Origin of the sequence: Streptomyces sp. NPDC023838 (assembly GCF_040639555.1) — a bacterium.
Taxonomy (GTDB): Bacteria; Actinomycetota; Actinomycetes; order Streptomycetales; family Streptomycetaceae; genus Streptomyces.
This window is the reverse complement of sequence record NZ_JBFAAD010000057.1, coordinates 11,689-31,734: the sequence shown is the minus strand read 5'-3', so window position 1 is coordinate 31,734 and position 20,046 is coordinate 11,689. Positions and strand designations below refer to the sequence as shown.

Annotated in this window: 20 protein-coding genes; 19 read left to right on the top strand and 1 reads right to left on the bottom strand. The window is 71.6% G+C overall.

What is annotated here, in order from left to right; translation table 11 throughout:
- The first annotated feature begins 294 nt into the window (after positions 1 to 294).
- Entirely contained in the window at positions 295 to 1,836 is a 1,542-nt protein-coding gene (gene ffh / locus AB0G17_RS35775; RefSeq protein WP_361391919.1) for a signal recognition particle protein, read from the top strand.
- A 181-nt stretch (positions 1,837 to 2,017) separates the two neighbouring features.
- Positions 2,018 to 3,934, top strand: coding sequence for an ATP-dependent zinc metalloprotease FtsH (gene ftsH / locus AB0G17_RS35770; protein ID WP_361391916.1), 1,917 nt, complete (start codon positions 2,018 to 2,020; stop codon positions 3,932 to 3,934).
- 64 nt (positions 3,935 to 3,998) lie between these two features.
- On the opposite strand, the gene AB0G17_RS35765 is transcribed toward ftsH, so the two are convergent.
- Positions 3,999 to 4,844, bottom strand: a complete 846-nt coding sequence (locus AB0G17_RS35765; protein ID WP_361391913.1) for a methyltransferase domain-containing protein — start codon at positions 4,842 to 4,844, stop codon at positions 3,999 to 4,001.
- Positions 4,845 to 5,007: 163 nt separating this feature from the next.
- Between AB0G17_RS35765 and proS the strand changes: the two genes are divergently transcribed.
- The 17 genes from proS to whiG all read left to right on the top strand — a co-directional run bounded on the left by proS (position 5,008) and on the right by whiG (position 20,045).
- Entirely contained in the window at positions 5,008 to 6,420 is a 1,413-nt protein-coding gene (gene proS, locus AB0G17_RS35760) for a proline--tRNA ligase (protein ID WP_361391911.1), read from the top strand.
- 260 nt (positions 6,421 to 6,680) lie between these two features.
- Entirely contained in the window at positions 6,681 to 7,274 is a 594-nt protein-coding gene (locus AB0G17_RS35755; protein ID WP_101390352.1) for a hypothetical protein, read from the top strand.
- A gap of 255 nt (positions 7,275 to 7,529) precedes the next feature.
- Positions 7,530 to 7,970: a 30S ribosomal protein S16 gene (gene rpsP / locus AB0G17_RS35750; protein ID WP_266984282.1), complete on the top strand. Its 441-nt coding sequence runs from the start codon at positions 7,530 to 7,532 to the stop codon at positions 7,968 to 7,970.
- 2 nt (positions 7,971 to 7,972) lie between these two features.
- Positions 7,973 to 8,212 carry an RNA-binding protein gene (locus AB0G17_RS35745; RefSeq protein ID WP_361391908.1) on the top strand — a complete coding sequence of 80 codons (240 nt, stop codon included), beginning with the start codon at positions 7,973 to 7,975 and terminating at the stop codon, positions 8,210 to 8,212.
- 148 nt (positions 8,213 to 8,360) lie between these two features.
- Positions 8,361 to 8,936 carry a ribosome maturation factor RimM gene (gene rimM / locus AB0G17_RS35740; protein WP_361391905.1) on the top strand — a complete coding sequence of 192 codons (576 nt, stop codon included), beginning with the start codon at positions 8,361 to 8,363 and terminating at the stop codon, positions 8,934 to 8,936.
- Complete coding sequence (trmD, locus tag AB0G17_RS35735; protein ID WP_361391902.1) at positions 8,936 to 9,757, top strand: tRNA (guanosine(37)-N1)-methyltransferase TrmD; 822 nt, start codon at positions 8,936 to 8,938, stop codon at positions 9,755 to 9,757. The genes rimM and trmD overlap by 1 nt, the downstream gene beginning before the upstream one ends.
- 164 nt (positions 9,758 to 9,921) lie before the next feature.
- Positions 9,922 to 10,272 carry a 50S ribosomal protein L19 gene (gene rplS, locus AB0G17_RS35730; RefSeq protein ID WP_361391899.1) on the top strand — a complete coding sequence of 117 codons (351 nt, stop codon included), beginning with the start codon at positions 9,922 to 9,924 and terminating at the stop codon, positions 10,270 to 10,272.
- A gap of 78 nt (positions 10,273 to 10,350) precedes the next feature.
- On the top strand, positions 10,351 to 11,124 hold the full coding sequence (gene lepB / locus AB0G17_RS35725) for a signal peptidase I (RefSeq protein ID WP_361391896.1): 774 nt from the start codon (positions 10,351 to 10,353) through the stop codon (positions 11,122 to 11,124).
- A 232-nt stretch (positions 11,125 to 11,356) separates the two neighbouring features.
- The gene (gene lepB / locus AB0G17_RS35720; RefSeq protein ID WP_361391893.1) at positions 11,357 to 12,520 is read left to right on the top strand and encodes a signal peptidase I; all 1,164 of its coding nucleotides are present in this window, start codon (positions 11,357 to 11,359) and stop codon (positions 12,518 to 12,520) included.
- Positions 12,521 to 12,581: 61 nt separating this feature from the next.
- The gene (lepB, locus tag AB0G17_RS35715) at positions 12,582 to 13,340 is read left to right on the top strand and encodes a signal peptidase I (protein ID WP_361391934.1); all 759 of its coding nucleotides are present in this window, start codon (positions 12,582 to 12,584) and stop codon (positions 13,338 to 13,340) included.
- Positions 13,341 to 13,432: 92 nt separating this feature from the next.
- Positions 13,433 to 14,164 carry a signal peptidase I gene (gene lepB / locus AB0G17_RS35710; protein WP_361391890.1) on the top strand — a complete coding sequence of 244 codons (732 nt, stop codon included), beginning with the start codon at positions 13,433 to 13,435 and terminating at the stop codon, positions 14,162 to 14,164.
- Positions 14,165 to 14,261: 97 nt separating this feature from the next.
- Positions 14,262 to 14,792: an NUDIX hydrolase gene (locus AB0G17_RS35705; RefSeq protein ID WP_361391931.1), complete on the top strand. Its 531-nt coding sequence runs from the start codon at positions 14,262 to 14,264 to the stop codon at positions 14,790 to 14,792.
- A 54-nt stretch (positions 14,793 to 14,846) separates the two neighbouring features.
- A complete protein-coding gene (locus AB0G17_RS35700; RefSeq protein WP_003965949.1) occupies positions 14,847 to 15,155 on the top strand; it encodes a DUF2469 domain-containing protein in 309 nt (102 codons plus the stop codon).
- 330 nt (positions 15,156 to 15,485) lie between these two features.
- On the top strand, positions 15,486 to 15,878 hold the full coding sequence (locus AB0G17_RS35695; RefSeq protein ID WP_361391887.1) for a YraN family protein: 393 nt from the start codon (positions 15,486 to 15,488) through the stop codon (positions 15,876 to 15,878).
- Positions 15,879 to 17,495, top strand: a complete 1,617-nt coding sequence (locus tag AB0G17_RS35690; RefSeq protein ID WP_361391884.1) for a YifB family Mg chelatase-like AAA ATPase — start codon at positions 15,879 to 15,881, stop codon at positions 17,493 to 17,495. It begins immediately after the preceding gene.
- A 329-nt stretch (positions 17,496 to 17,824) separates the two neighbouring features.
- Positions 17,825 to 18,961 carry a DNA-processing protein DprA gene (gene dprA / locus AB0G17_RS35685; protein WP_361391928.1) on the top strand — a complete coding sequence of 379 codons (1,137 nt, stop codon included), beginning with the start codon at positions 17,825 to 17,827 and terminating at the stop codon, positions 18,959 to 18,961.
- Between the two features lie 241 nt (positions 18,962 to 19,202).
- Positions 19,203 to 20,045 (top strand): RNA polymerase sigma factor WhiG, encoded by an 843-nt coding sequence (gene whiG / locus AB0G17_RS35680; RefSeq protein WP_361391881.1) that lies wholly within the window; start codon positions 19,203 to 19,205, stop codon positions 20,043 to 20,045.
- The last annotated feature ends 1 nt before the right edge of the window (position 20,046 follow it).

The following is a 20,046-nucleotide window of genomic DNA, read 5'->3' as shown; positions in this document are numbered from 1 at the left end:
GGGTTGTTTGGTGGGGGGGGCGGGTGGGGGTTCCGCCGCGGCGCCCCCCCCCCCCCCCGGGGGGCCGGGCCCACCCCGCGACCAGCCACGACGGACCCGCAGCCGAACGGGAAGCGGGGTGCAGGGGCCGCAGGCCCCGCAGCGGGGTCCGGGGGCGCAGCCCCCGGGAACGAGCCTCCACCACCCACCCACCCCCGGAGGGTTCAGGGAAGGGGCGGGGTGGGGAATCGCCCGCCGGGATACCCTGGGGGGCGTTCACCCGACCGCCCTACGAGCCGAGGATCCGCGACCACCGTGTTCGACACCCTCTCCGACCGCCTCAGCGCGACATTCAAGAACCTCCGGGGCAAGGGCCGCCTGTCCGAGGCGGACATCGACGCCACGGCGCGCGAGATCCGTATCGCCCTGCTCGAGGCCGACGTCGCCCTGCCCGTCGTCCGCGCCTTCATCAAGCAGGTCAAGGAGCGCGCGTCCGGCGCAGAGGTCTCCCAGGCGCTCAACCCCGCCCAGCAGGTCGTCAAGATCGTCAACGAGGAGCTCGTCACCATCCTCGGTGGCGAGACCCGGCGGCTGCGGTTCGCCAAGACCGCCCCGACGGTCATCATGCTGGCCGGTCTCCAGGGCGCCGGTAAGACCACCCTCGCCGGAAAGCTCGGCCAGTGGCTCAAGGGCCAGGGCCACTCGCCCCTGCTCGTCGCCTGTGACCTCCAGCGGCCGAACGCCGTGAACCAGCTCTCCGTGGTCGCCGAGCGCGCGGGCGTCGCCGTCTACGCGCCCGAGCCCGGCAACGGCGTCGGGGACCCGGTCAAGGTCGCCCAGGACTCCATCGCGTACGCCCGGTCGAAGCAGTACGACGTGGTCGTCGTCGACACCGCCGGCCGCCTCGGCATCGACCAGGAGATGATGCGGCAGGCCGCGGACATCCGCGATGCCGTGAAGCCCGACGAGATCCTCTTCGTCGTCGACGCCATGATCGGCCAGGACGCGGTCAATACCGCCGAGGCCTTCCGCGACGGCGTCGGCTTCGACGGCGTGGTGCTCTCCAAGCTCGACGGCGACGCCCGCGGCGGCGCCGCGCTCTCCATCGCGCACGTCACCGGCAAGCAGATCATGTTCGCCTCCAACGGCGAGAAGCTCGAGGACTTCGACGCGTTCCACCCGGACCGCATGGCCTCGCGCATCCTCGACATGGGTGACCTGCTCACTCTGATCGAGCAGGCGGAGAAGACGTTCAGCCAAGAAGAGGCCGAGAAGATGGCCTCCAAGCTGGCGTCCAAGAAGGGCCAGGACTTCACGCTCGACGACTTCCTGGCGCAGATGGAGCAGGTCCGCAAGATGGGCTCCATCTCCAAGCTCCTCGGGATGCTCCCCGGCATGGGGCAGATCAAGGACCAGATCAACAACATCGACGAGCGCGACGTGGACCGTACCGCCGCGATCATCAAGTCGATGACCCCGGGCGAGCGCCACGACCCGACGATCATCAACGGCTCGCGCCGCGCCCGTATCGCCAAGGGCTCCGGCGTCGAGGTCAGCGCGGTCAAGAACCTCGTCGAGCGGTTCTTCGACGCCCGCAAGATGATGTCGCGGATGGCCCAGGGCGGCGGGATGCCCGGCATGCCGGGGATGCCGGGCATGGGTGGCGGCCCCGGCCGCCAGAAGAAGCAGCAGAAGCAGGCCAAGGGCAAGCGCAAGAGCGGCAACCCGATGAAGCGCAAGGCCGAGGAGCAGGCCGCCGCCGAGCGCCGCGAGCAGGGCCCCGCGGGCCTGCCCGCCGCCGCGCAGGTCCCCCAGGACTTCGAACTGCCGGACGCGTTCAAGAAGTTCATGGGCTGACCCGGAGGACCGCCTCCGTACGTCTACGTACGTAGTACGTACGTGGGAAGGGCCCGCGAGCCGTACAGGCCGCGGGCCCTTCCCGTGCCCCGAGCCGCCCCCGGCGGCCCCATCGGCTCACCCGGAATGCCCCGCTCCGACCGCTCTCCGATAATCGCCGTACAGGCAAGAGGAGAGCAGCGTGCCCAATCCCGTACCCCCACGAGATCGCACCGACCAGCCGTGGCGCTCCGAGGGCGCGCCTCCGCCGCCCCCGCCGAAGCGGAAGATGCCCGGGGGCTGGGGCAGCCTGATCCTCGCCGCGCTCGTCGTCTACCTGATCACCAATCTGATCCTGTCGTTCTTCGACGAGGGCAACGAGCCGACGCTGTCGTACACCGAGTTCAGCAAGCAGGTCGCCGCCGGGAACGTGGAGAAGATCTACGCCAAGGGCGACGCCATTCAGGGGCAGCTCAAGAGCTCCCAGACGGAGCCCGGCGGCAGCGACAAGTACACCAAGTTCACCACCCAGCGGCCCACCTTCGCCGACGACGACCTGTGGGCGCAGCTGACCAAGCAGAAGGTCACGGTCACCGCCCAGCCGGTCGTCGAGCACCGCAGCTTCCTGGCCAACCTGCTGATCTCCTTGGCTCCGATGCTCCTGCTGGTCGTCCTGTGGCTGTTCATCGCGCGCCGGATGAGCGCCCGTCTCGGCGGCGGGATGCTGGGGCGCAAGGCGCCGCCCAAGCCGGTGGAGCTGACCGAGGACAAGCGGACCACGTTCGAGGACGTGGCGGGCATCGACGAGGTCGAGGGCGAGCTCAACGACGTCGTGGACTTCCTCAAGAACCCCGCCGCGTACCGGAAGATGGGCGCCCGGATGCCCGGCGGCGTGCTGCTCGCGGGCCCACCCGGCACCGGCAAGACCCTGCTCGCGCGGGCCGTGGCGGGCGAGGCGGGAGTGCCGTTCTTCTCCGCGTCCGCCTCCGAGTTCATCGAGATGATCGTGGGCGTGGGCGCCTCGCGGGTACGCGAACTCTTCGCCGAGGCACGGAAAGTGGCCCCCTCCATCATCTTCATCGACGAGATCGACACCATCGGCCGGGCGCGCGGCGGCGGCGCCGGGATGGGCGGGCACGACGAGCGCGAGCAGACGCTGAACCAGATCCTCACCGAGATGGACGGCTTCTCCGGATCCGAGGGCGTCGTCGTCATCGCCGCCACCAACCGGGCCGACGTCCTGGACCCGGCGCTCACCCGGCCCGGCAGGTTCGACCGGATCGTGCAGGTCAGCCCGCCGGACCGGGGCGGCCGCGAGTCCATCCTGAAGATCCACACCCGCGAGATCCCGATGGCCCACGACGTCGACCTCGCCCAGCTGGCCCGCACCACCCCCGGCATGACCGGCGCCGAACTCGCCAACCTGGCCAACGAGGCGGCCCTGCTCGCCGTCAAGCGCCGCCAGAGCGAGGTCACGCAGTCGGACCTCTCCGACGCCCTGGAGAAGGTCCAGCTCGGCGCCGAGCGGCCGCTGGTGATGCCGCAGGAGGAGCGCCGCCGCACCGCCTACCACGAGAGCGGCCACGCCCTGCTCGGCATGCTCCAGCCCGGCGCCGACCCGGTACGCAAGATCACCATCGTGCCCCGGGGGCGTGCGCTCGGCGTGACGCTGTCCACCCCGGACGCCGACAAGTACGCGTACACCGAGGACTATCTGCGCGGCCGCATCATCGGAGCGCTCGGCGGCATGGCGGCCGAGCACATCGTCTTCGACGTCGTCACTACCGGCGCCGAGAACGACCTCGAACAGGTCACCAACCTGGCCCGCGGCATGGTGGCCCGCTGGGGCATGAGCAAGAAGATCGGCCCCCTCGCCGCCCTGCCCAGCGACGCCCAGCAGGCGTACGGGCTCGCCGCGGCCCCCGAGACCCTGGACGCCATCGCCACCGAGATGCGCCGCATCGTCGACGAGTGCTACGCCGAGGCGTGCCGCCTGCTGCGCGAGCACCGCCCCAAGCTCGACGCCCTCGCCGAGGCGCTGCTCCAGAACGAGACGCTGCAGGAGGAGGCCGCGTACCGCGCGGCGGGCATCCCGCGCCTGGCGAAGACGGATTCCTGAGCGGGGCCCGGGGGCCGTGAGCCCCTACGCGCGCGTAGTCAGAGGAGTCCGGGGCCCCGAAGCCCTACGGCGTACGCGCGATCAGATAGCGGAAGACGTTCGGCATCCACACCGTGCCGTCCCGGCGCAGATGCGGATGCAGCGCCTCCGTCAGCTCCTTCTCGACCTGGACCTGGTCGGTGGCCCTGGCCGCCGCGTCGAACAGGCCCGTCGAGAGCAGCCCGCGCACCGCGCTGTCCGTGTCCGCGTAACCGAACGGGCAGGCCACCCGGCCCGAACCGTCGGGCCGCAGACCCGCCCGCGAAGCCAGGTCCTCCAGGTCGTCGCGCAGGCTCGGCCGCCAGCGGGGCGCGTCGGCGAGCCGGGCCGCGACCCGCAGCACGCCAGAGGTGGCACAGCGCTCCGGCGGACCCCAGCCGGCCAGCACCACCGCGCCGCCGCGCTCGGCGAGCCCCACCGCGGCCTCCAGGGCCGGGACGAGGCCCTCCGCGTCGCCCGCCGCGCAGCCGACCGGCTCGAAGGCGGTCACCAGGCCATAGCGGGCCCCGGACGGAGCGGCCGCGTCGCCCGGAGCGCCCTCCAGGACCCGGGCGTCGCCGTGGTCCACGGCGCGCCCCCACATCCCCTCCGGCAGCAGCCGCTCACGCGCCAGCGCCAGCCGCTCCGGACGGGTGTCGACACCCGTCACGCGCGCGCCGCGCGAGGCCGCCATCAACAGGGCGAGCCCGGAGCCGCAGCCCAGACCGAGCAGCCGGGTGCCGGATCCCACCTCCAGCCGCTCGTACACCGCTTCGTAGAGCGGTACCAGCATCCGCTCCTGGATCTCCGCCCAGTCACGCGCGCGTGCACACGCCTGCGCGGGCGCGGCGGAGGCCGAGGGGGACTGGTGCCGGACGAGCGTAGGTGTCATGGAAAGCGCCCCAATCCGCAGAAGAGGTCAGCATGCGCTGATGGAAGCCCCCGTGCACGTGCGGTCGCACTCCCCCCGTATGCCAGGGAACTCCGCATCCGCCATCGCGTCCAGAGGGAGGGCGATTCACGTTCGGAGCCGCCGGGCCCGTACCATTCGCGCCATGGCAAAGGCACCCGTTCTCACGCCCCAGGCGGAAGACTTCCCCCGCTGGTACCAGGATCTGATCAACAAGGCCGAGCTCGCGGACAACGGTCCGGTGCGCGGCACCATGGTGATCCGACCGTACGGCTACGGCCTGTGGGAGCGGATGCAGCAGGAGATGGACGCACGCATCAAGGACGCGGGCGCCCAGAACGCGTACTTCCCGCTGTTCATCCCCCAGTCTTACCTGACACGCGAGGCCGAGCACGTCGAGGGCTTCGCGCCCGAGCTCGCGGTGGTCACCCACGGTGGCGGTAAGGAGCTCGAAGAGCCCGTCGTGGTGCGTCCCACCTCCGAGACGATCATCAACGACTACTTCTCGAAGTGGGTGCAGAGCTACCGCGACCTGCCCTTGCTCATCAACCAGTGGGCCAACGTGGTCCGTTGGGAGATGCGTCCGCGGGTGTTCCTCCGTACGAGTGAGTTCCTCTGGCAGGAGGGCCACACCGCGCACGCTTCCTACGAGGACGCCCGCGACTACGCGGCGCGCATCCACAAGGACGTCTACGCGGACTTCATGATCAACGTGCTGGGCATCGACGTGGTCCTGGGCCGCAAGACGCCCAAGGAGCGGTTCGCCGGCGCCATCAACACCCTCACGCTCGAAGGCATGATGGGCGACGGCAAGGCCCTCCAGATGGGCACCAGCCACGAGCTGGGCACCAACTTCGCCAAGGCCTTCAACACCCAGTACCTGTCCAAGGACGGCAAGCAGGAGCTGGTCTGGCAGACCTCGTGGGGTGTCTCCACCCGCATGGTCGGCGGTCTGATCATGTCGCACGGCGACGACAACGGCCTGCGGGTGCCGCCGCGGCTCGCCTCCGTCCAGGTCGTCGTCATGGCGATCAAGGGCGACGAGGCCGTCGCCAAGGTCCGCGAACTCGGCGACCGGCTCAAGGCGCTGGGCATCCGCGTCCAGGTCGACGACCGGGTGGACACCCCCTTCGGCCGCCGCGCGGTGGACTGGGAGCTCAAGGGCGTACCGGTCCGCGTCGAGATCGGCCCGCGCGACCTGGAGGCCGGCACCGCGATGCTCGCCCGCCGCATCCCCGGCGGCAAGGAGCCCGTCTCGATCGACGCGCTCGGCGAACTGCTGCCCAAGATCCTCGAAGAGGACCAGGCGCAGCTGCTGCGCGAGTCCCGCGAGCGCCGCGAGTCCCGCACGAGCGAGGTCACCACCATCGAGGAGGCCGCCGAGGCGGCCACCGCCGGCGGCTGGGCGCGCATCCCGTGGGCCACCCTCGGCGCCGAGGGCGAGGCCAAGCTCGCCGAACAGGCCGTGTCCGTACGGTGTCTGGTCGCCGAGGACGGGTCGGTCCCCGACGCCGACGACGCGCCCGGTACCGTCGCCATCGTCGCCCGCTCCTACTGAGCGAGCCGCGGCCTGTTCCGGTCGGCCGAAAACGCCTCTTGCGCACCGGCTGAAGTCTGGAACCCCGGCGCGTGGACATCATCTACGCGCCGGGGCGTACGCGCCGCTACGTACTACCTTGGTGCGAGCTGTGAGGCTTCTCCGCAGATCAGCGCACCCGCCCTCGTCCGGACGCATCAACGGCAACTGACGGGTACGTGCAAATTATTTGGGATGCCCCGGAATAGGAACACCGGGGCACTCCGGCTCGTTGTCACGACGTGAGCACGACACCACCTGTTCTCGCCGCAGAGCTGGCGCAGGCGTGGGCCGACATTCAGCGGTACCACCCCGAGCTGCCTGACCTTGCCGCGCCCGAGTCCCTGATCGGAGAGTCCTCGTCCGCCTGCGGCGCCGAGCTCTCCTTCGAGCGACTGCTCCACGAGGCAGTCCACGGCATTGCCGCCGCCCGGGGTGTCCGCGACACATCCCGGGCCGGGCGGTACCACAACCGCAGATTCCTGGCCATCGCCGAGGAGCTCGGCCTCGACCATCCCGAGGAGCCGCACCCCAGCAGCGGCTTCTCGCTGGTCGCGCTGAACCCCGAGGCGAGGCGCCGCTACCGGCCGACGATCGAACGGCTCCAGCGGGCCCTCAAGGCACACACCGTGGCCACCGCCGCCGACACCAAGCGCTCCTTCCGGGGCCCGGCCGCACGGCACGGCTCCTCCGGCGGCGGCGTCCGCGTCAAGGCCGTCTGCGACTGTGGCCGCAACGTGCGCGTCGTCCCGTCCGTGCTCGCCCAGGCGCCGATCGTCTGCGGCGGCTGCGGCAAGCCCTTCCGTATCCCCGAGGTCGTGGCCGCCGCGAGCTGATCCCGGGCCGGTCGCCGGACGGGGGCGGCGCGGGCCAGGAGGCGGACATACCCGCCGGTGCGCCGCCCGGGGGTGCCCCACGGGCCCCCGGCGTGCCCGGCGCCGGGCATGTGGCACAATGGCTAGCTGTACTCGACAGCCGCACAGGAACCCTCTCGCCTCCGGCTGACGCGTCCATCGGGCACCCCGAGTACCGCAACCCCACGTGGCATCCCGTTGTGCCCAACCACGTCAAGACCAGGAGACACCACTCCAGTGGCAGTCAAGATCAAGCTCAAGCGCCTCGGCAAGATTCGCCAGCCGCACTACCGCATCGTCGTCGCCGACGCCCGCACCCGCCGTGACGGTCGCGCGATCGAAGAGATCGGTATCTACCACCCGACGTACAACCCGTCGCGCATCGAGGTCAACGCCGAGCGTGCGCAGTACTGGCTGTCGGTCGGCGCCCAGCCCACCGAGGCTGTGCTCGCCATCCTGAAGCTGACCGGTGACTGGCAGGCGCACAAGGGCCTCCCGGCCCCCGCGCCGCTGCTGCAGCCGGAGACGAAGGAGAGCAAGCGCCGCTCCTTCGACGAGTTCGCCAAGGCTCTCGAGGGCGACGACGCCAAGGGTGAGGCCATCACCCCCAAGGCCAAGAAGGCTGACAAGAAGGCGGACGAGGCTGCGGCCGACGCCGCCGAGTCGACCGAGGCCTGAGCATGCTCGAGGAGGCTCTTGAGCACCTCGTGAAGGGCATCGTCGACAACCCCGACGACGTGCAGGTGGCCTCGCGCACCCTGCGCCGGGGGCGCGTGCTGGAGGTCCGGGTCCACCCCGAAGACCTCGGCAAGGTGATCGGCCGCAACGGCCGCACCGCCCGCGCCCTGCGTACCGTCGTGGGCGCCATCGGTGGTCGTGGGATCCGCGTCGACCTCGTCGACGTGGACCAGGTCCACTGACAAAGTTGGTTGTTTTACCAGATGCGCCGGCTCGGGCCGGGGAGGGCCACAGCGCCCACCCCGGCCCGCAGTCGTCTGCGAAGCCGTAGCCGTGGACATCGAGAAGCCACCGAGAAGCCGTAGGCACCCGACAGGAAAGTTGAACGACGTGCAGCTGGTAGTCGCGCGGATCGGCCGCGCCCACGGCATCAAGGGCGAGGTCACCGTCGAGGTGCGCACCGACGAGCCGGAGCTGCGGCTCGCCCCCGGCGCCGTACTGGCCACCGACCCGGCCTCCACCGGGCCGCTCACCATCGAGACCGGCCGCGTCCACAGCGGCCGTCTGCTGCTGCGCTTCGAGGGCGTACGCGACCGGACCGCCGCCGAGGCCCTGCGCAACACGCTGCTCATCGCCGACGTGGACCCGGACGAGCGCCCCGACGAGGACGACGAGTACTACGACCACCAGCTCATCGACCTCGACGTGGTCCTCACCGACGGCACCGAGGTCGGCCGGATCACCGAGATCTCGCACCTGCCGTCCCAGGACCTGTTCATCGTCGAGCGGCCCGACGGCACCGAGGTCATGATCCCGTTCGTCACCGAGATCGTCACTGAGATCGACCTGGATGAGCAGCGGGCCGTCATCGACCCGCCGCCCGGCCTGATCGACGACCGCGCCGAGATCGCCTCCGCCCGGGACGACGACGAGAGCGGCGCCGAGGCCGGCCGGGGCGAGAACTGATGCGCCTCGACGTCGTCACGATCTTCCCGGAGTACCTGGAGCCGCTGAACGTCTCCCTCGTCGGCAAGGCACGCGCGCGTGGGCAACTGGACGTCCACGTACACGACTTGCGGGAGTGGACCTACGACCGGCACAACACGGTCGACGACACCCCCTACGGCGGCGGCCCCGGCATGGTCATGAAGACCGACCCCTGGGGCGCCTGCCTCGACGACGCACTGGCCGACGGGTACGAGGCGGGGGGGCACGGCCCCGTCATGGTCGTGCCCACGCCCAGCGGACGGCCCTTCACCCAGGAACTCGCCGTCGAGCTCTCCCAGAAGCCGTGGCTGATCTTCACGCCCGCGCGCTACGAGGGCATCGACCGGCGCGTCATGGACGAGTACGCCACGCGGATACCGGTGTACGAGGTGTCCATCGGCGACTACGTCCTCGCCGGCGGGGAGGCCGCCGTCCTGGTGATCACCGAGGCCGTGGCCCGGCTGCTGCCCGGCGTCCTCGGCAACGCCGAGTCCCACCGCGACGACTCCTTCGCCCCCGGCGCCATGGCCAACCTCCTCGAAGGGCCGGTGTACACCAAGCCCACGGAGTGGCGCGGCCGCGGCATCCCGGACGTCCTGCTCAGCGGGCACCACGGCAAGATCGCCCGCTGGCGGCGGGACGAGGCGCTGCGCCGCACCGCCCGGAACCGGCCCGATCTGATCGAACGCTGTGACCCCGCGGCCTTCGACAAGAAGGACCGCGAGGTGCTGTCCATCCTCGGCTGGGCACCGGAGCCCGACGGCCGATTTTGGCGCAGGCCGCAGGACGTGGAAGAATAAGCCGCTGCTGTACGCCCGGCCCATGCCCCTGCCACAGGGGGAAGGGCAATGCGTTCCCCGCCCAGGCGGGAGTCGCCCCACGGCGGTCCGGCGCGAACGGCACCCTGAACCCCATCACGACATTCCGCTGATGACCTGTGGCATCGGCGAGGAAGCAGAAGAACATGGCCAGCCTGCTCGACTCCGTCAACGCCGCGGCGCTCCGCAGCGACGTCCCGGCCTTCCGCCCGGGTGACACCGTCAACGTCCACGTCCGCGTGATCGAGGGCAACCGCTCCCGTATCCAGCAGTTCAAGGGCGTTGTCATCCGCCGCCAGGGCGCCGGCGTCTCCGAGACCTTCACGGTCCGCAAGGTCTCCTTCTCCGTCGGCGTCGAGCGCACCTTCCCGGTGAACTCCCCGATCTTCGAGAAGATCGAGCTCGTCACCCGCGGTGACGTCCGCCGCGCGAAGCTGTACTACCTGCGCGAGCTCCGCGGCAAGGCCGCGAAGATCAAGGAGAAGCGCGACAACTGAGCTCAGGCTCGGCGGTGAGCTGCGGCCCACCACACGCGCGCACGGTTCCACAGGACGGGCGGATAGGCTCTGCCCCCGATGGACACCGAAGCACAGCACACGGAGCGCGACCTCCCCTCCACCCCTCAGCCGGGGCCGGAGCGGGGGTCGCGCTCCGCGCGTTTTCCCGCCCTCTCCGGCCGCCTGGAAGGGCCCTGGCGCAAGGCCGCGGCCCTGCTGGCGGCGTGCCTGCTCTTCCTGCTGCTGCTCAGCCACTTCGTCGTCCAGCCCTTCCTGATCCCCAGCGGCTCCATGGAACCCACCCTGAAGGTGGGCGACCGGGTCCTGGTCAACAAGCTGGCGTACCGTTTCGGCAGCCAGCCGGCCCGCGGTGACGTCGTCGTCTTCGACGGCCGGGGCTCCTTCACGGACGAGGCGCCCGAGGGGAACCCGGTGGGCAGGGCCCTTCGTTCAGCCGTTGCGGCCCTGGGACTGACCGAGCCGTCCGGGAACGTGTACGTGAAACGGGTCGTCGGCGTCGGCGGAGACCGGGTCGTCTGCTGCGACAAGGGGGGGAGGGTCCAGGTGAACGGGACACCGGTGACCGAGGAGTACGTGCACCCGGGCGACGCCCCTTCCAAGGCGCCGTTCGACATCGTGGTGCCCGACGGCACCCTGTTCGTCCTGGGCGACCACCGCTCGCGCTCCAGCGACTCCCGCGACCACCTGGGCTCCCCGGGCGGCGGCATGGTGCCCGTGGACCACGTGGTGGGGCGCGCCGACTGGATCGGCTGGCCGTTCGGCCGCTGGTCGGGCGTCGGCGGATCCGGCGCCTTCGCGCGCGTGCCCGCACCGGGCGGCGCCCATGGGTAGCCGCGGACGCCCCCGCTCGACGCCCCGCCCGGCCGACGAGCCGCTGCCCACCGGCACGCGGCCCACGTCGCGTGCGGCGGCGCGGGGAGCGGGGACGAGAGGGGCCGCGGGGCGGGGAGCGGGAGGGCGCCGGGCTGCGGGGCGTGCCGCGCGGCCCGGCGCCTTCGCGCCTTCCGAGGCGCCCACGGCCGAGCCGACCGGCGTCGAAGCCCCTTCGGGACCCTCCGGGCCCGTGTCGCCCGCCCCGCCCGCCCCGCCCGCCACGGAGGCCGCGCCCGCCTCCGGGCGACCGCCCGGCCGCCGGGCCCAGCAGGGCCGCGCCGACCGGCGCAGGCTCGCGCGGAAGGTGAAGCGGCGCCGGCGCAGGTCCGCGGTGAAGGAGATACCCCTGCTCATCGGGGTGGCGGTGCTCATCGCCCTCGTACTGAAGACGTTCCTCGTCCAGGCCTTCGTGATCCCGTCCGGGTCGATGCAGCAGACGATCACCATCGGCGACCGGGTGCTCGTCGACAAGCTCACGCCCTGGTTCGGCTCGAAGCCGCAGCGCGGCGACGTGGTGGTCTTCAAGGACCCCGGCGGCTGGCTCAAGGACGAGAAGAAGACCACCGGCGGCAGCGACCCGGTGGTCGTCAAGCAGGTCAAACAGGCCCTCACCTTCATCGGGCTGCTGCCGTCCGACAACGAACAGGACCTCATCAAGCGGGTCATCGCGGTCGGCGGTGACACGGTGAAGTGCTGCGACGCCGGGGGCAAGATCACCGTCAACGGCGTACCGCTGGACGAGCCCTATGTGCACCCCGGCAACCCGCCCTCGGAGATCAACTTCGAGGTGAAGGTGCCCGAGGGGCGGCTCTTCGTGATGGGCGACCACCGCTCGAATTCGGCCGATTCCCGCTTCCACCTCGACGAGGCGTACCACGGGACCGTCTCCGAGGACGGGGTCATCGGGCGGGCCGTCCTCATCGGCTGGCCCTTCGACCACTGGCGGTGGCTCGAGGAGCCCGGGACATTCGGCTCGGTGCCGGACGCGCCCGGCAGGTCGGACACCGCGCTCGGCGCGTCGCATAGGGTGTCCTCCCGGGATCCGGCAGCGGATCCCGACAGATCACGTGAAGTAGCAGTAAATAAATCGATATCGGATGACCCGAAATCGAACGAAGCGATCCGGCTCCCGAGCCCTGCGGAACTCCCGCTCGTTATGGGAGTGGTGGGCCTGCGTCTGACACGGCGCGGGCGGTGGCACGGAGTGAGGAGTGGATGTGGGGGATTTGGCGGTCGGCGCACGATCCGGACACGACGAGCCCGAGGAGCGGCCGGACCGGCCCGCCGACTCTCCCGCACAGGCTCAGGCCGACAGCGGCGGTGGCGGCACCGCCGAGGGCGGCTCGGGAGGTGACGGCGAGCCGGGCGGCGGCCCGGACCACAGCCCCAAGAAGCAGCGCTCCTTCTGGAAGGAGCTGCCGCTGCTCATCGGCATCGCGCTGATCCTCGCGCTGCTGATCAAGACGTTCCTGGTGCAGGCGTTCTCGATCCCCTCGGACTCGATGCAGAACACCCTCCAGCGCGGTGACCGGGTCCTGGTGGACAAGCTGACGCCGTGGTTCGGCTCCACGCCCGAACGCGGCGAGGTCGTCGTCTTCCACGACCCGGGCGGCTGGCTGGAGGACCAGCAGCCGGCCGAGCCCAACGCGGCGCAGAAGTTCCTCAGCTTCATCGGCCTGATGCCGTCCGCCGAGGAGAAGGACCTGATCAAGCGGGTCATCGCGACCGGCGGCGACACCGTGGAGTGCAAGAAGGGCGGTCCGGTCAAGGTCAACGGCCACGCCCTGAACGAGCCGTACATCTTCCCCGGCGACAGCGCCTGCGACGACATGCCGTTCGGCCCGATCAAGGTCCCCAAGGGCCGGATCTGGGTGATGGGCGACCACCGCCAGAACTCGCTGGACTCCCGCTACCACCAGGAGCTGCCGGGCGGCGGCACCGTCTCCAACGACAAGGTCGTCGGCCGCGCGTTCACCATCGCCTGGCCGCTCAACCGCCTCGACTGGCTCGGCATCCCGGGCACCTTCGACCAGAAGGGCCTCAACGGCATGGGCGCGGTGGCCCCGGCCGCCGCGGGGCTCGCGGGCGCGGTGCCGCTCGTGCTGTGGCGCCGCCGCAGGCTCACCCGCCCGAGTGACGCGATCGAGGGCACCAACCTCGCCCGGAAGGGCTGACCGCGCGGGATACCGCCGGGTAGGGTGCCGTCCCAGATCGTCGATCTCCGGGGCCCGCGCAGGACGCGGGTGACCGGGGGAGGAGCACTGGGATGAGCGGAACAGGACGTACGGACGACGGCCGCGGCCGCGGTCTCGGCAATCTGCTGTCGGGACTGGCCGTGGCCGTCGGCTGTGTGCTCTTCCTCGGCGGATTCGTCTGGGGCGCCATCGAGTACAAGCCGTACACGGTGCCCACCCAGTCCATGAACCCCACGGTCAAGGCGGGCGACCGGGTCCTCGCCCAGCGCATCGACGGCGCCGACGTCAAGCGCGGCGACGTGGTGATCTTCAAGGACAAGGTCTGGGGCAACGTCCCCATGGTCAAGCGCGTCGTCGGCATCGGCGGCGACACGGTCAAGTGCTGCGACCAGGGCGGCAAGCTGACCGTCAACGGCCGGCCGATCGACGAACCGTATCTGCGCAACACGGCCGCCTCCACGACCAAGTTCAGCGCCACCGTCCCCAAGGACCAGCTCTTCCTCCTCGGCGACGAGCGCGACGTCTCACTGGACTCCCGGGTGCACCTGGAGGACGCGGCGAACGGCTCGGTACCGCGCTCGGCCGTCAGCGCGCGCGTGGACGCGGTGGCGTGGCCCCTGGACGGAATGCTGAAGCGGCCCACGGGCTTCAAGGCGCTGCCGGGCGGCATCTCCCAGCCCGGCCCGCTGACGCTGGTGGTGGGCGCGGTGGTCGCCGGAGCCGTACTGATCGTGGTGGGGGCGGTGTACGGACCGCTGGCGCGGCGGTTCGGGCGACGGAGGGCGGCGACCGGTGCGCGGTGAGACCGGGGGGCCCGGCCGGGCGCCGGAGGACGCGGCGGAAGGGCTTCGCGAGGGGAAAGCGGTGGAGGGGTTTCGCAAGGAGGAAGCGGCGGAGGGGCTGAGCGAGGAGGACGCGGCGGAGGAGTTTCGCGAGGAGGCGGCGGCGGAGGGGTTTCGCCAGGTCGCCCGGGTCGTGCTGCTCGATCCGCAGGACCGCATCCTGCTGATGCACGGCTACGAACCGGACGATCCCGACGACACCTGGTGGTTCACCCCGGGCGGCGGCCTGGAGGGCGACGAGACCCGGGCCGAGGCGGCGCTGCGTGAGCTGGCCGAGGAGACGGGGATCACGGACGTCCAGCTGGGGCCGGTGGTGTGGCGCCGGAGGTGCTCGTTCCCGTTCGACGGCCGCCGCTGGGACCAGGACGAGTGGTACTTCCTGGCCCGTACCACCCAGACCGAAGCCGCGCCGACCGGCCTCACCGAGCTGGAACGACGCAGTACCACGGGGCTGAGGTGGTGGACCTCCGCCGAACTGTCGGCGGCGCGTGAGACGGTGTACCCGACCAGACTCGCCGAGCTGCTGCGCACGCTGCTCGACGAGGGTCCTCCGCGTGTGCCGGTGGTCCTGGCTCCGGAAATCGTCTAGGGGTCCGGTGGCTGACGCACAATAGGGGGACGCACGGCTGAAGGGGAACATGCCATGAGCGCCGAGGACCTCGAAAAGTACGAGACCGAGATGGAGCTGAAGCTCTACCGGGAGTACCGCGACGTCGTCGGTCTGTTCAAATACGTGATCGAGACCGAGCGGCGTTTCTACCTCACCAACGACTACGAGATGCAGGTGCACTCGGTCCAGGGCGAGGTGTTCTTCGAGGTGTCGATGGCGGATGCCTGGGTCTGGGACATGTACAGGCCGGCCCGCTTCGTCAAGCAGGTCCGCGTTCTCACATTCAAGGACGTGAACATCGAGGAGCTCAACAAGAGCGACCTGGAGCTTCCGGGGGGCTGATCCGTCGCGGGCTGCGGGTCTGCCGGGGGGTGGTGCGGGTTGCCGGTCCGCCGCTGCCTGCCGCTTCGCCGCGCGTTGCCCGTTCGCCGCAGGCTGCCGCTTCGCCGAGGTCCGCCGCTGGCTGCCCTCCGCCGTCGGCTGCCCCTCTGCCGGTTCGCCGCAGGCTGCCGCGTGCCGCCGAGGGCTGTCGGTTCGCCGCGGGTTGCCGGCCCGCCGAGGGCTGCTGCTCCGCTGCCGACCGCCGCAGGCGTGGACGTCCACCGTGCGGGTGACCGGGTTATCCACAATGGCCCGGCTGTCCACCAAGATCCACTCGACGGCGGCGGGTGCGTGAGAGTCGGTGCCGGAGGTGGTGCCGAAATGAACGCACGAGGAGCACTCGGGCAGTACGGCGAAGACGTGGCGGCCAGGCTGCTGGCCGACGCCGGAATGACAGTGGTCGCCCGCAACTGGCGCAGCGGCAGGACCGGAGAGATCGACATCGTCGCCCGCGACGGCGACGTGCTGGTGGTCTGCGAGGTCAAAACCCGCAGAGCGGGCCCGTTCGAACACCCCATGGCGGCCGTCACCCCCGCCAAGGCCGAGCGGCTCAGACACCTCGCCGAGCGCTGGCTCGCCGACCACGGAGGACCGCCGGGCGGCGGGGTCCGCATCGACCTGGTCGGCGTCGTGCTGCCCCAGCGCGGCGCACCCCGCGCCGAGCACGTGCGGGGGGTGGCGTAAATGGGATTCGCCCGCACCTGCTCCGTGGCGCTCGTCGGCGTCGAGGGCGTCGTCGTCGAAGTCCAGGCCGACCTGGAACCGGGCGTCGCCGCCTTCACCCTCGTCGGCCTGCCCGACAAGAGCCTCAGCGAAAGCCGCGACCGCGTCCGAGCCGCCGTCGTCAACTCCGGCGGCGACTGGCCCCAGAAGAAACTCACCGTCGGCCTCAGCCCCGCCTCCGTCCCCAAGGGCGGCAGCGGCTTCGACCTCGCCGTCGCCTGTGCGGTCCTCGGCGCCGCCGAGCGCATCGACCCCAGAGAGCTCGCCGACCTGGTGATGATCGGTGAACTCGGTCTGGACGGCCGGGTGCGCCCCGTGCGCGGCATCCTGCCCGCCGTCCTCGCCGCCGCGGAGGCCGGATACGAACAGGTCGTCGTCCCCGAACAGACCGCGGCCGAAGCGTCCCTGGTCCCCGGCATCTCCGTCCTCGGCGTACGGAGCCTGCGCCAGCTCATCGCCGTCCTCACCGACGAACCCGTGCCCGAGGAGGAGCCCGACCAGGAGGGCAGGCCCGACGCCATGCTCGCCGGACTGGTCGTGCCCGGCGCCGGAGTCGGCACCGGCCTCTCCATCGACGCCGACACCAGCCCGCCCGACCTCGCCGACGTCGCCGGCCAGCGCACCGCCCGCACCGCCCTGGAAGTCGCCGCGGCCGGCGGCCACCACCTGATGCTGTACGGACCGCCGGGCGCGGGCAAAACCATGCTGGCCGAACGGCTCCCCGGCATCCTGCCGCCGCTCACCCGCCAGGAATCCCTCGAAGTCACCGCGATCCACTCGGTCGCCGGAATCCTGCCCCCGGGCAAGCCCCTCGTCCACAAGGCCCCCTACTGCGCACCCCACCACTCGGCGACCATGCAGTCCCTCGTCGGCGGAGGCAACGGACTGCCCCGGCCGGGAGCTGTCTCACTCGCCCACCGGGGCGTCCTCTTCCTCGACGAAGCCCCCGAGTTCAGCGGCAAGGCCCTCGACTCCCTGCGCCAGCCCCTGGAGGCCGGGCACGTGGTCGTCGCCCGCAGCGCGGGGGTCGTCCGCCTCCCCGCCCGGTTCCTCATGGTCCTCGCCGCCAACCCCTGCCCCTGCGGCCGCCACACCCTGCACGGCGCGGGCTGCGAATGCCCCCCGTCCGTCATCCGCCGCTACCAGGCCCGGCTCTCCGGCCCGCTCCTCGACCGCGTCGACCTGCGCGTGGAGGCCGAGCCCGTCCGGCGCGAGGATCTGCTCGCCCAAGGCGGACGCGGCGAATCCACGGCGCAGGTCGCCGAACGCGTCCTGGCCGCCCGCGAACGAGCCGCCGCCCGCCTCCAGGGCACACCCTGGACCACCAACAGTGAAGTCCCCGGACACGAGCTGCGCACCCGCTGGGTCACCGCCCCCGGGGCCCTCGCCGCGGCGGAACGGGACATGGAACGCGGCCTCCTGACGGCGAGAGGCCTCGACCGCGTCCTGCGCGTCGCCTGGACCCTCGCCGACATCCGCGGCGACGACCGCCCGGACGAGACCCACATCGGCCTCGCCCTGGAGCTGAGAACAGGCATCTCGCGGGGCGCGCCGCTGCCGGTAGGGGGCGCGGGGTGAGTGGGCCGGTGCGTGGTTACGGGCGTGAGCCCCGCCCTGGGGCTCGCTCCGGCGACGGGCCCGGACCCGCCCCCGATCCTCTTCCCGGGCTGGCGGAGGCCCTGCACGGCGGGGCGACGGGCGCTGGGCCGGGCGGGGAGGGGGTGGCCCGTAGCGGCGGTGGTGGCGGCCGCGCTGACGGTGGCCGTGGCCGTGGTGGCGACGGGGAAGCGGCCGTAGGGGGTGGTGGGGACGGGCGCGAGCTCGGTGTCGGTGCGGGCGCCGGTGCGGGGGCGGGCGAGGTCGCGGGTGGCCAGGGTCGGGGTCACCCCGGCGGTGACCACGAGCGGCTGGCGCGGGCCGCGCTGACCAGGGTCATCGAGCCGGGGGACGAACGGGCCGGCCGATGGCTGCGCACGTACGGGGCGGCGGAGCTGATGCGGCGCCTCACCTCGCCCGAGGACGCCGACGACCCGCTCACCGGAGTGAGCGCCGCACGGCTCGCCGGATACCGCAGACGCGCGGCGGCCGCCGACCCCGAGCAGGACCTGGCCACGCTGGCCGCGCTCGGCGGGCGGTTCATCTGCCCCGGAGACCGCGAATGGCCAGGACAGCTGGACGACCTGGGCGACGCCCGCCCGGTCGGGCTCTGGCTGCGGGGCCCGGCCGACCTGCGGCTATGGGCCCTGAGATCCGTCGCCGTGGTGGGCGCCCGAGCCTGTACGCCCTACGGCGCCCACATGGGCGCCACCCTCGGCGGCGGGCTCGCCGAAAAGGGCTGGGTAGTCGTCTCCGGCGCCGCCGCAGGCGTGGACGGCGCCGCCCATCGCGGCGCCCTCGCGGCAGGCGGCGCCACCATCGCCGTCCTCGCCAGCGGAGTCGACGTCGTCTACCCACGCGCCCACACCGAGTTGATCGGCCGCATCGCCGAACAGGGCGTCCTCATCACGGAGTTGCCGCCGGGCGACCACCCGACCCCCAGCCGGTTCGTCCTGCGCAACCGCGTGATCGCGGCGCTCACCCGAGGCACCGTCGTCGTCGAGGCCGAGTACCGCAGCGGCTCCCTCGTCACCGCCCGCAACGCCCAACGCCTCGGCCGCCACACCATAGGAGTACCGGGACCCGCCACCAGCGGACTCTCCGCCGGAGTCCACGAACTGCTGCGCGGCGAAGCCGCCCTCGTCACCGACGCCGCCGAAATCGTCGAACTCGTGGGGGAGATGGGCGAGCTCGCCCCCGCGCGCCGGGGCCCCGTCCTGCCCAGGGACCTCCTCGCCCCAGCCACCGCACGCGTACTCGACGCCCTGCCCGGCCACGGCGAAGCCCTCGTACAGGACATCGTCCGCGAGGCCGCGACCACGCCCGAAGAAGCCCTCGGCAGACTGTACGAACTGCACTCCCTGGGGTTCGTCGAACGCGAAGGGGACAGCTGGCGGTTGGCATCAAGCCGGTTCCGCGCGCCCGGCGCGCGGCGAGGCGGTGCTTGACCTGGAGCATTCGGGTGAAAAGGTAAGGCCGATGACCACCGAGGGCCGCACGCCAGCGCTTTCGGGGCCGACGCACCCCGCGACGGCCCCCACCCCCGCGCGTGACCGGCCCCCCGCACCGGGTCGGACCGATCCCCCGACGTTTGCGCACCGCGACACCCCGGTCACGCTACGCTCACGAGAACCCCGCAGCAGAGACAGCTCCCCGCTCACGTCACAGCAGAACGGCTCAAGGCAACGAATGCCCCAGCACACCTCCGGGTCTGATCGCACGGCAGCTCCCCCCGCTGCCCGCGCCGGCGGCACCGTGCGACCACCGGCGCCCTCGTCCGTCGACGAACTGTGGCGCTCGTACAAGAACAGCGGCGACGAGCGCCTGCGCGAACAGCTGATCCTGCACTACTCGCCGCTGGTCAAATACGTCGCGGGCCGGGTCAGCGTCGGGCTGCCGCCCAACGTCGAACAGGCCGACTTCGTCTCCTCCGGAGTCTTCGGACTCATCGACGCCATCGAGAAGTTCGACATCGAGCGGGCCATCAAGTTCGAGACGTACGCCATCACGCGCATCCGGGGCGCGATGATCGACGAACTCCGCGCCCTCGACTGGATCCCGCGCTCCGTACGGCAGAAGGCCCGCGCCGTCGAGCGCGCATACGCGACCCTCGAAGCGCAGTTGCGCCGTACGCCCTCGGAGAACGAAGTCGCGACCGAGATGGGCATCGCGGTCGAGGAACTACACGCCGTATTCAGCCAGTTGTCGCTCGCCAATGTGGTCGCGCTCGAAGAGCTGCTGCACGGCGGCGGCGAGGGCGGCGACCGGCTCAGCCTCATGGACACCCTGGAGGACACCGCCGCCGACGACCCCGTCGAGGTCGCCGAGGGTCGCGAGCTGCGCAGACTGCTCGCCCGCGCCATCAACACGCTGCCCGAGCGCGAGAAGACGGTCGTCACCCTCTACTACTACGAAGGCCTCACCCTCGCCGAGATCGGCAACGTCCTCGGCGTCACCGAGAGCCGCGTCAGCCAGATCCACACGAAGTCCGTCCTCCAGCTGCGGGCAAAACTGGCCGACGTGGGCCGCTGAG

What these genes read in the sequence shown, in the direction of transcription:
- AB0G17_RS35765 (WP_361391913.1), bottom strand. Translation starts at nt 4,844, where the DNA reads ATGACACCTACGCTCGTCCGGCACCAGTCCCCCTCGGCCTCCGCCGCG.
- proS (WP_361391911.1), top strand. Translation starts at nt 5,008, where the DNA reads ATGGCAAAGGCACCCGTTCTCACGCCCCAGGCGGAAGACTTCCCCCGC.
- AB0G17_RS35745 (WP_361391908.1), top strand. Translation starts at nt 7,973, where the DNA reads ATGCTCGAGGAGGCTCTTGAGCACCTCGTGAAGGGCATCGTCGACAAC.
- trmD (WP_361391902.1), top strand. Translation starts at nt 8,936, where the DNA reads ATGCGCCTCGACGTCGTCACGATCTTCCCGGAGTACCTGGAGCCGCTG.
- rplS (WP_361391899.1), top strand. Translation starts at nt 9,922, where the DNA reads ATGGCCAGCCTGCTCGACTCCGTCAACGCCGCGGCGCTCCGCAGCGAC.
- lepB (WP_361391896.1), top strand. Translation starts at nt 10,351, where the DNA reads ATGGACACCGAAGCACAGCACACGGAGCGCGACCTCCCCTCCACCCCT.
- lepB (WP_361391890.1), top strand. Translation starts at nt 13,433, where the DNA reads ATGAGCGGAACAGGACGTACGGACGACGGCCGCGGCCGCGGTCTCGGC.
- AB0G17_RS35700 (WP_003965949.1), top strand. Translation starts at nt 14,847, where the DNA reads ATGAGCGCCGAGGACCTCGAAAAGTACGAGACCGAGATGGAGCTGAAG.
- AB0G17_RS35690 (WP_361391884.1), top strand. Translation starts at nt 15,879, where the DNA reads ATGGGATTCGCCCGCACCTGCTCCGTGGCGCTCGTCGGCGTCGAGGGC.
- whiG (WP_361391881.1), top strand. Translation starts at nt 19,203, where the DNA reads ATGCCCCAGCACACCTCCGGGTCTGATCGCACGGCAGCTCCCCCCGCT.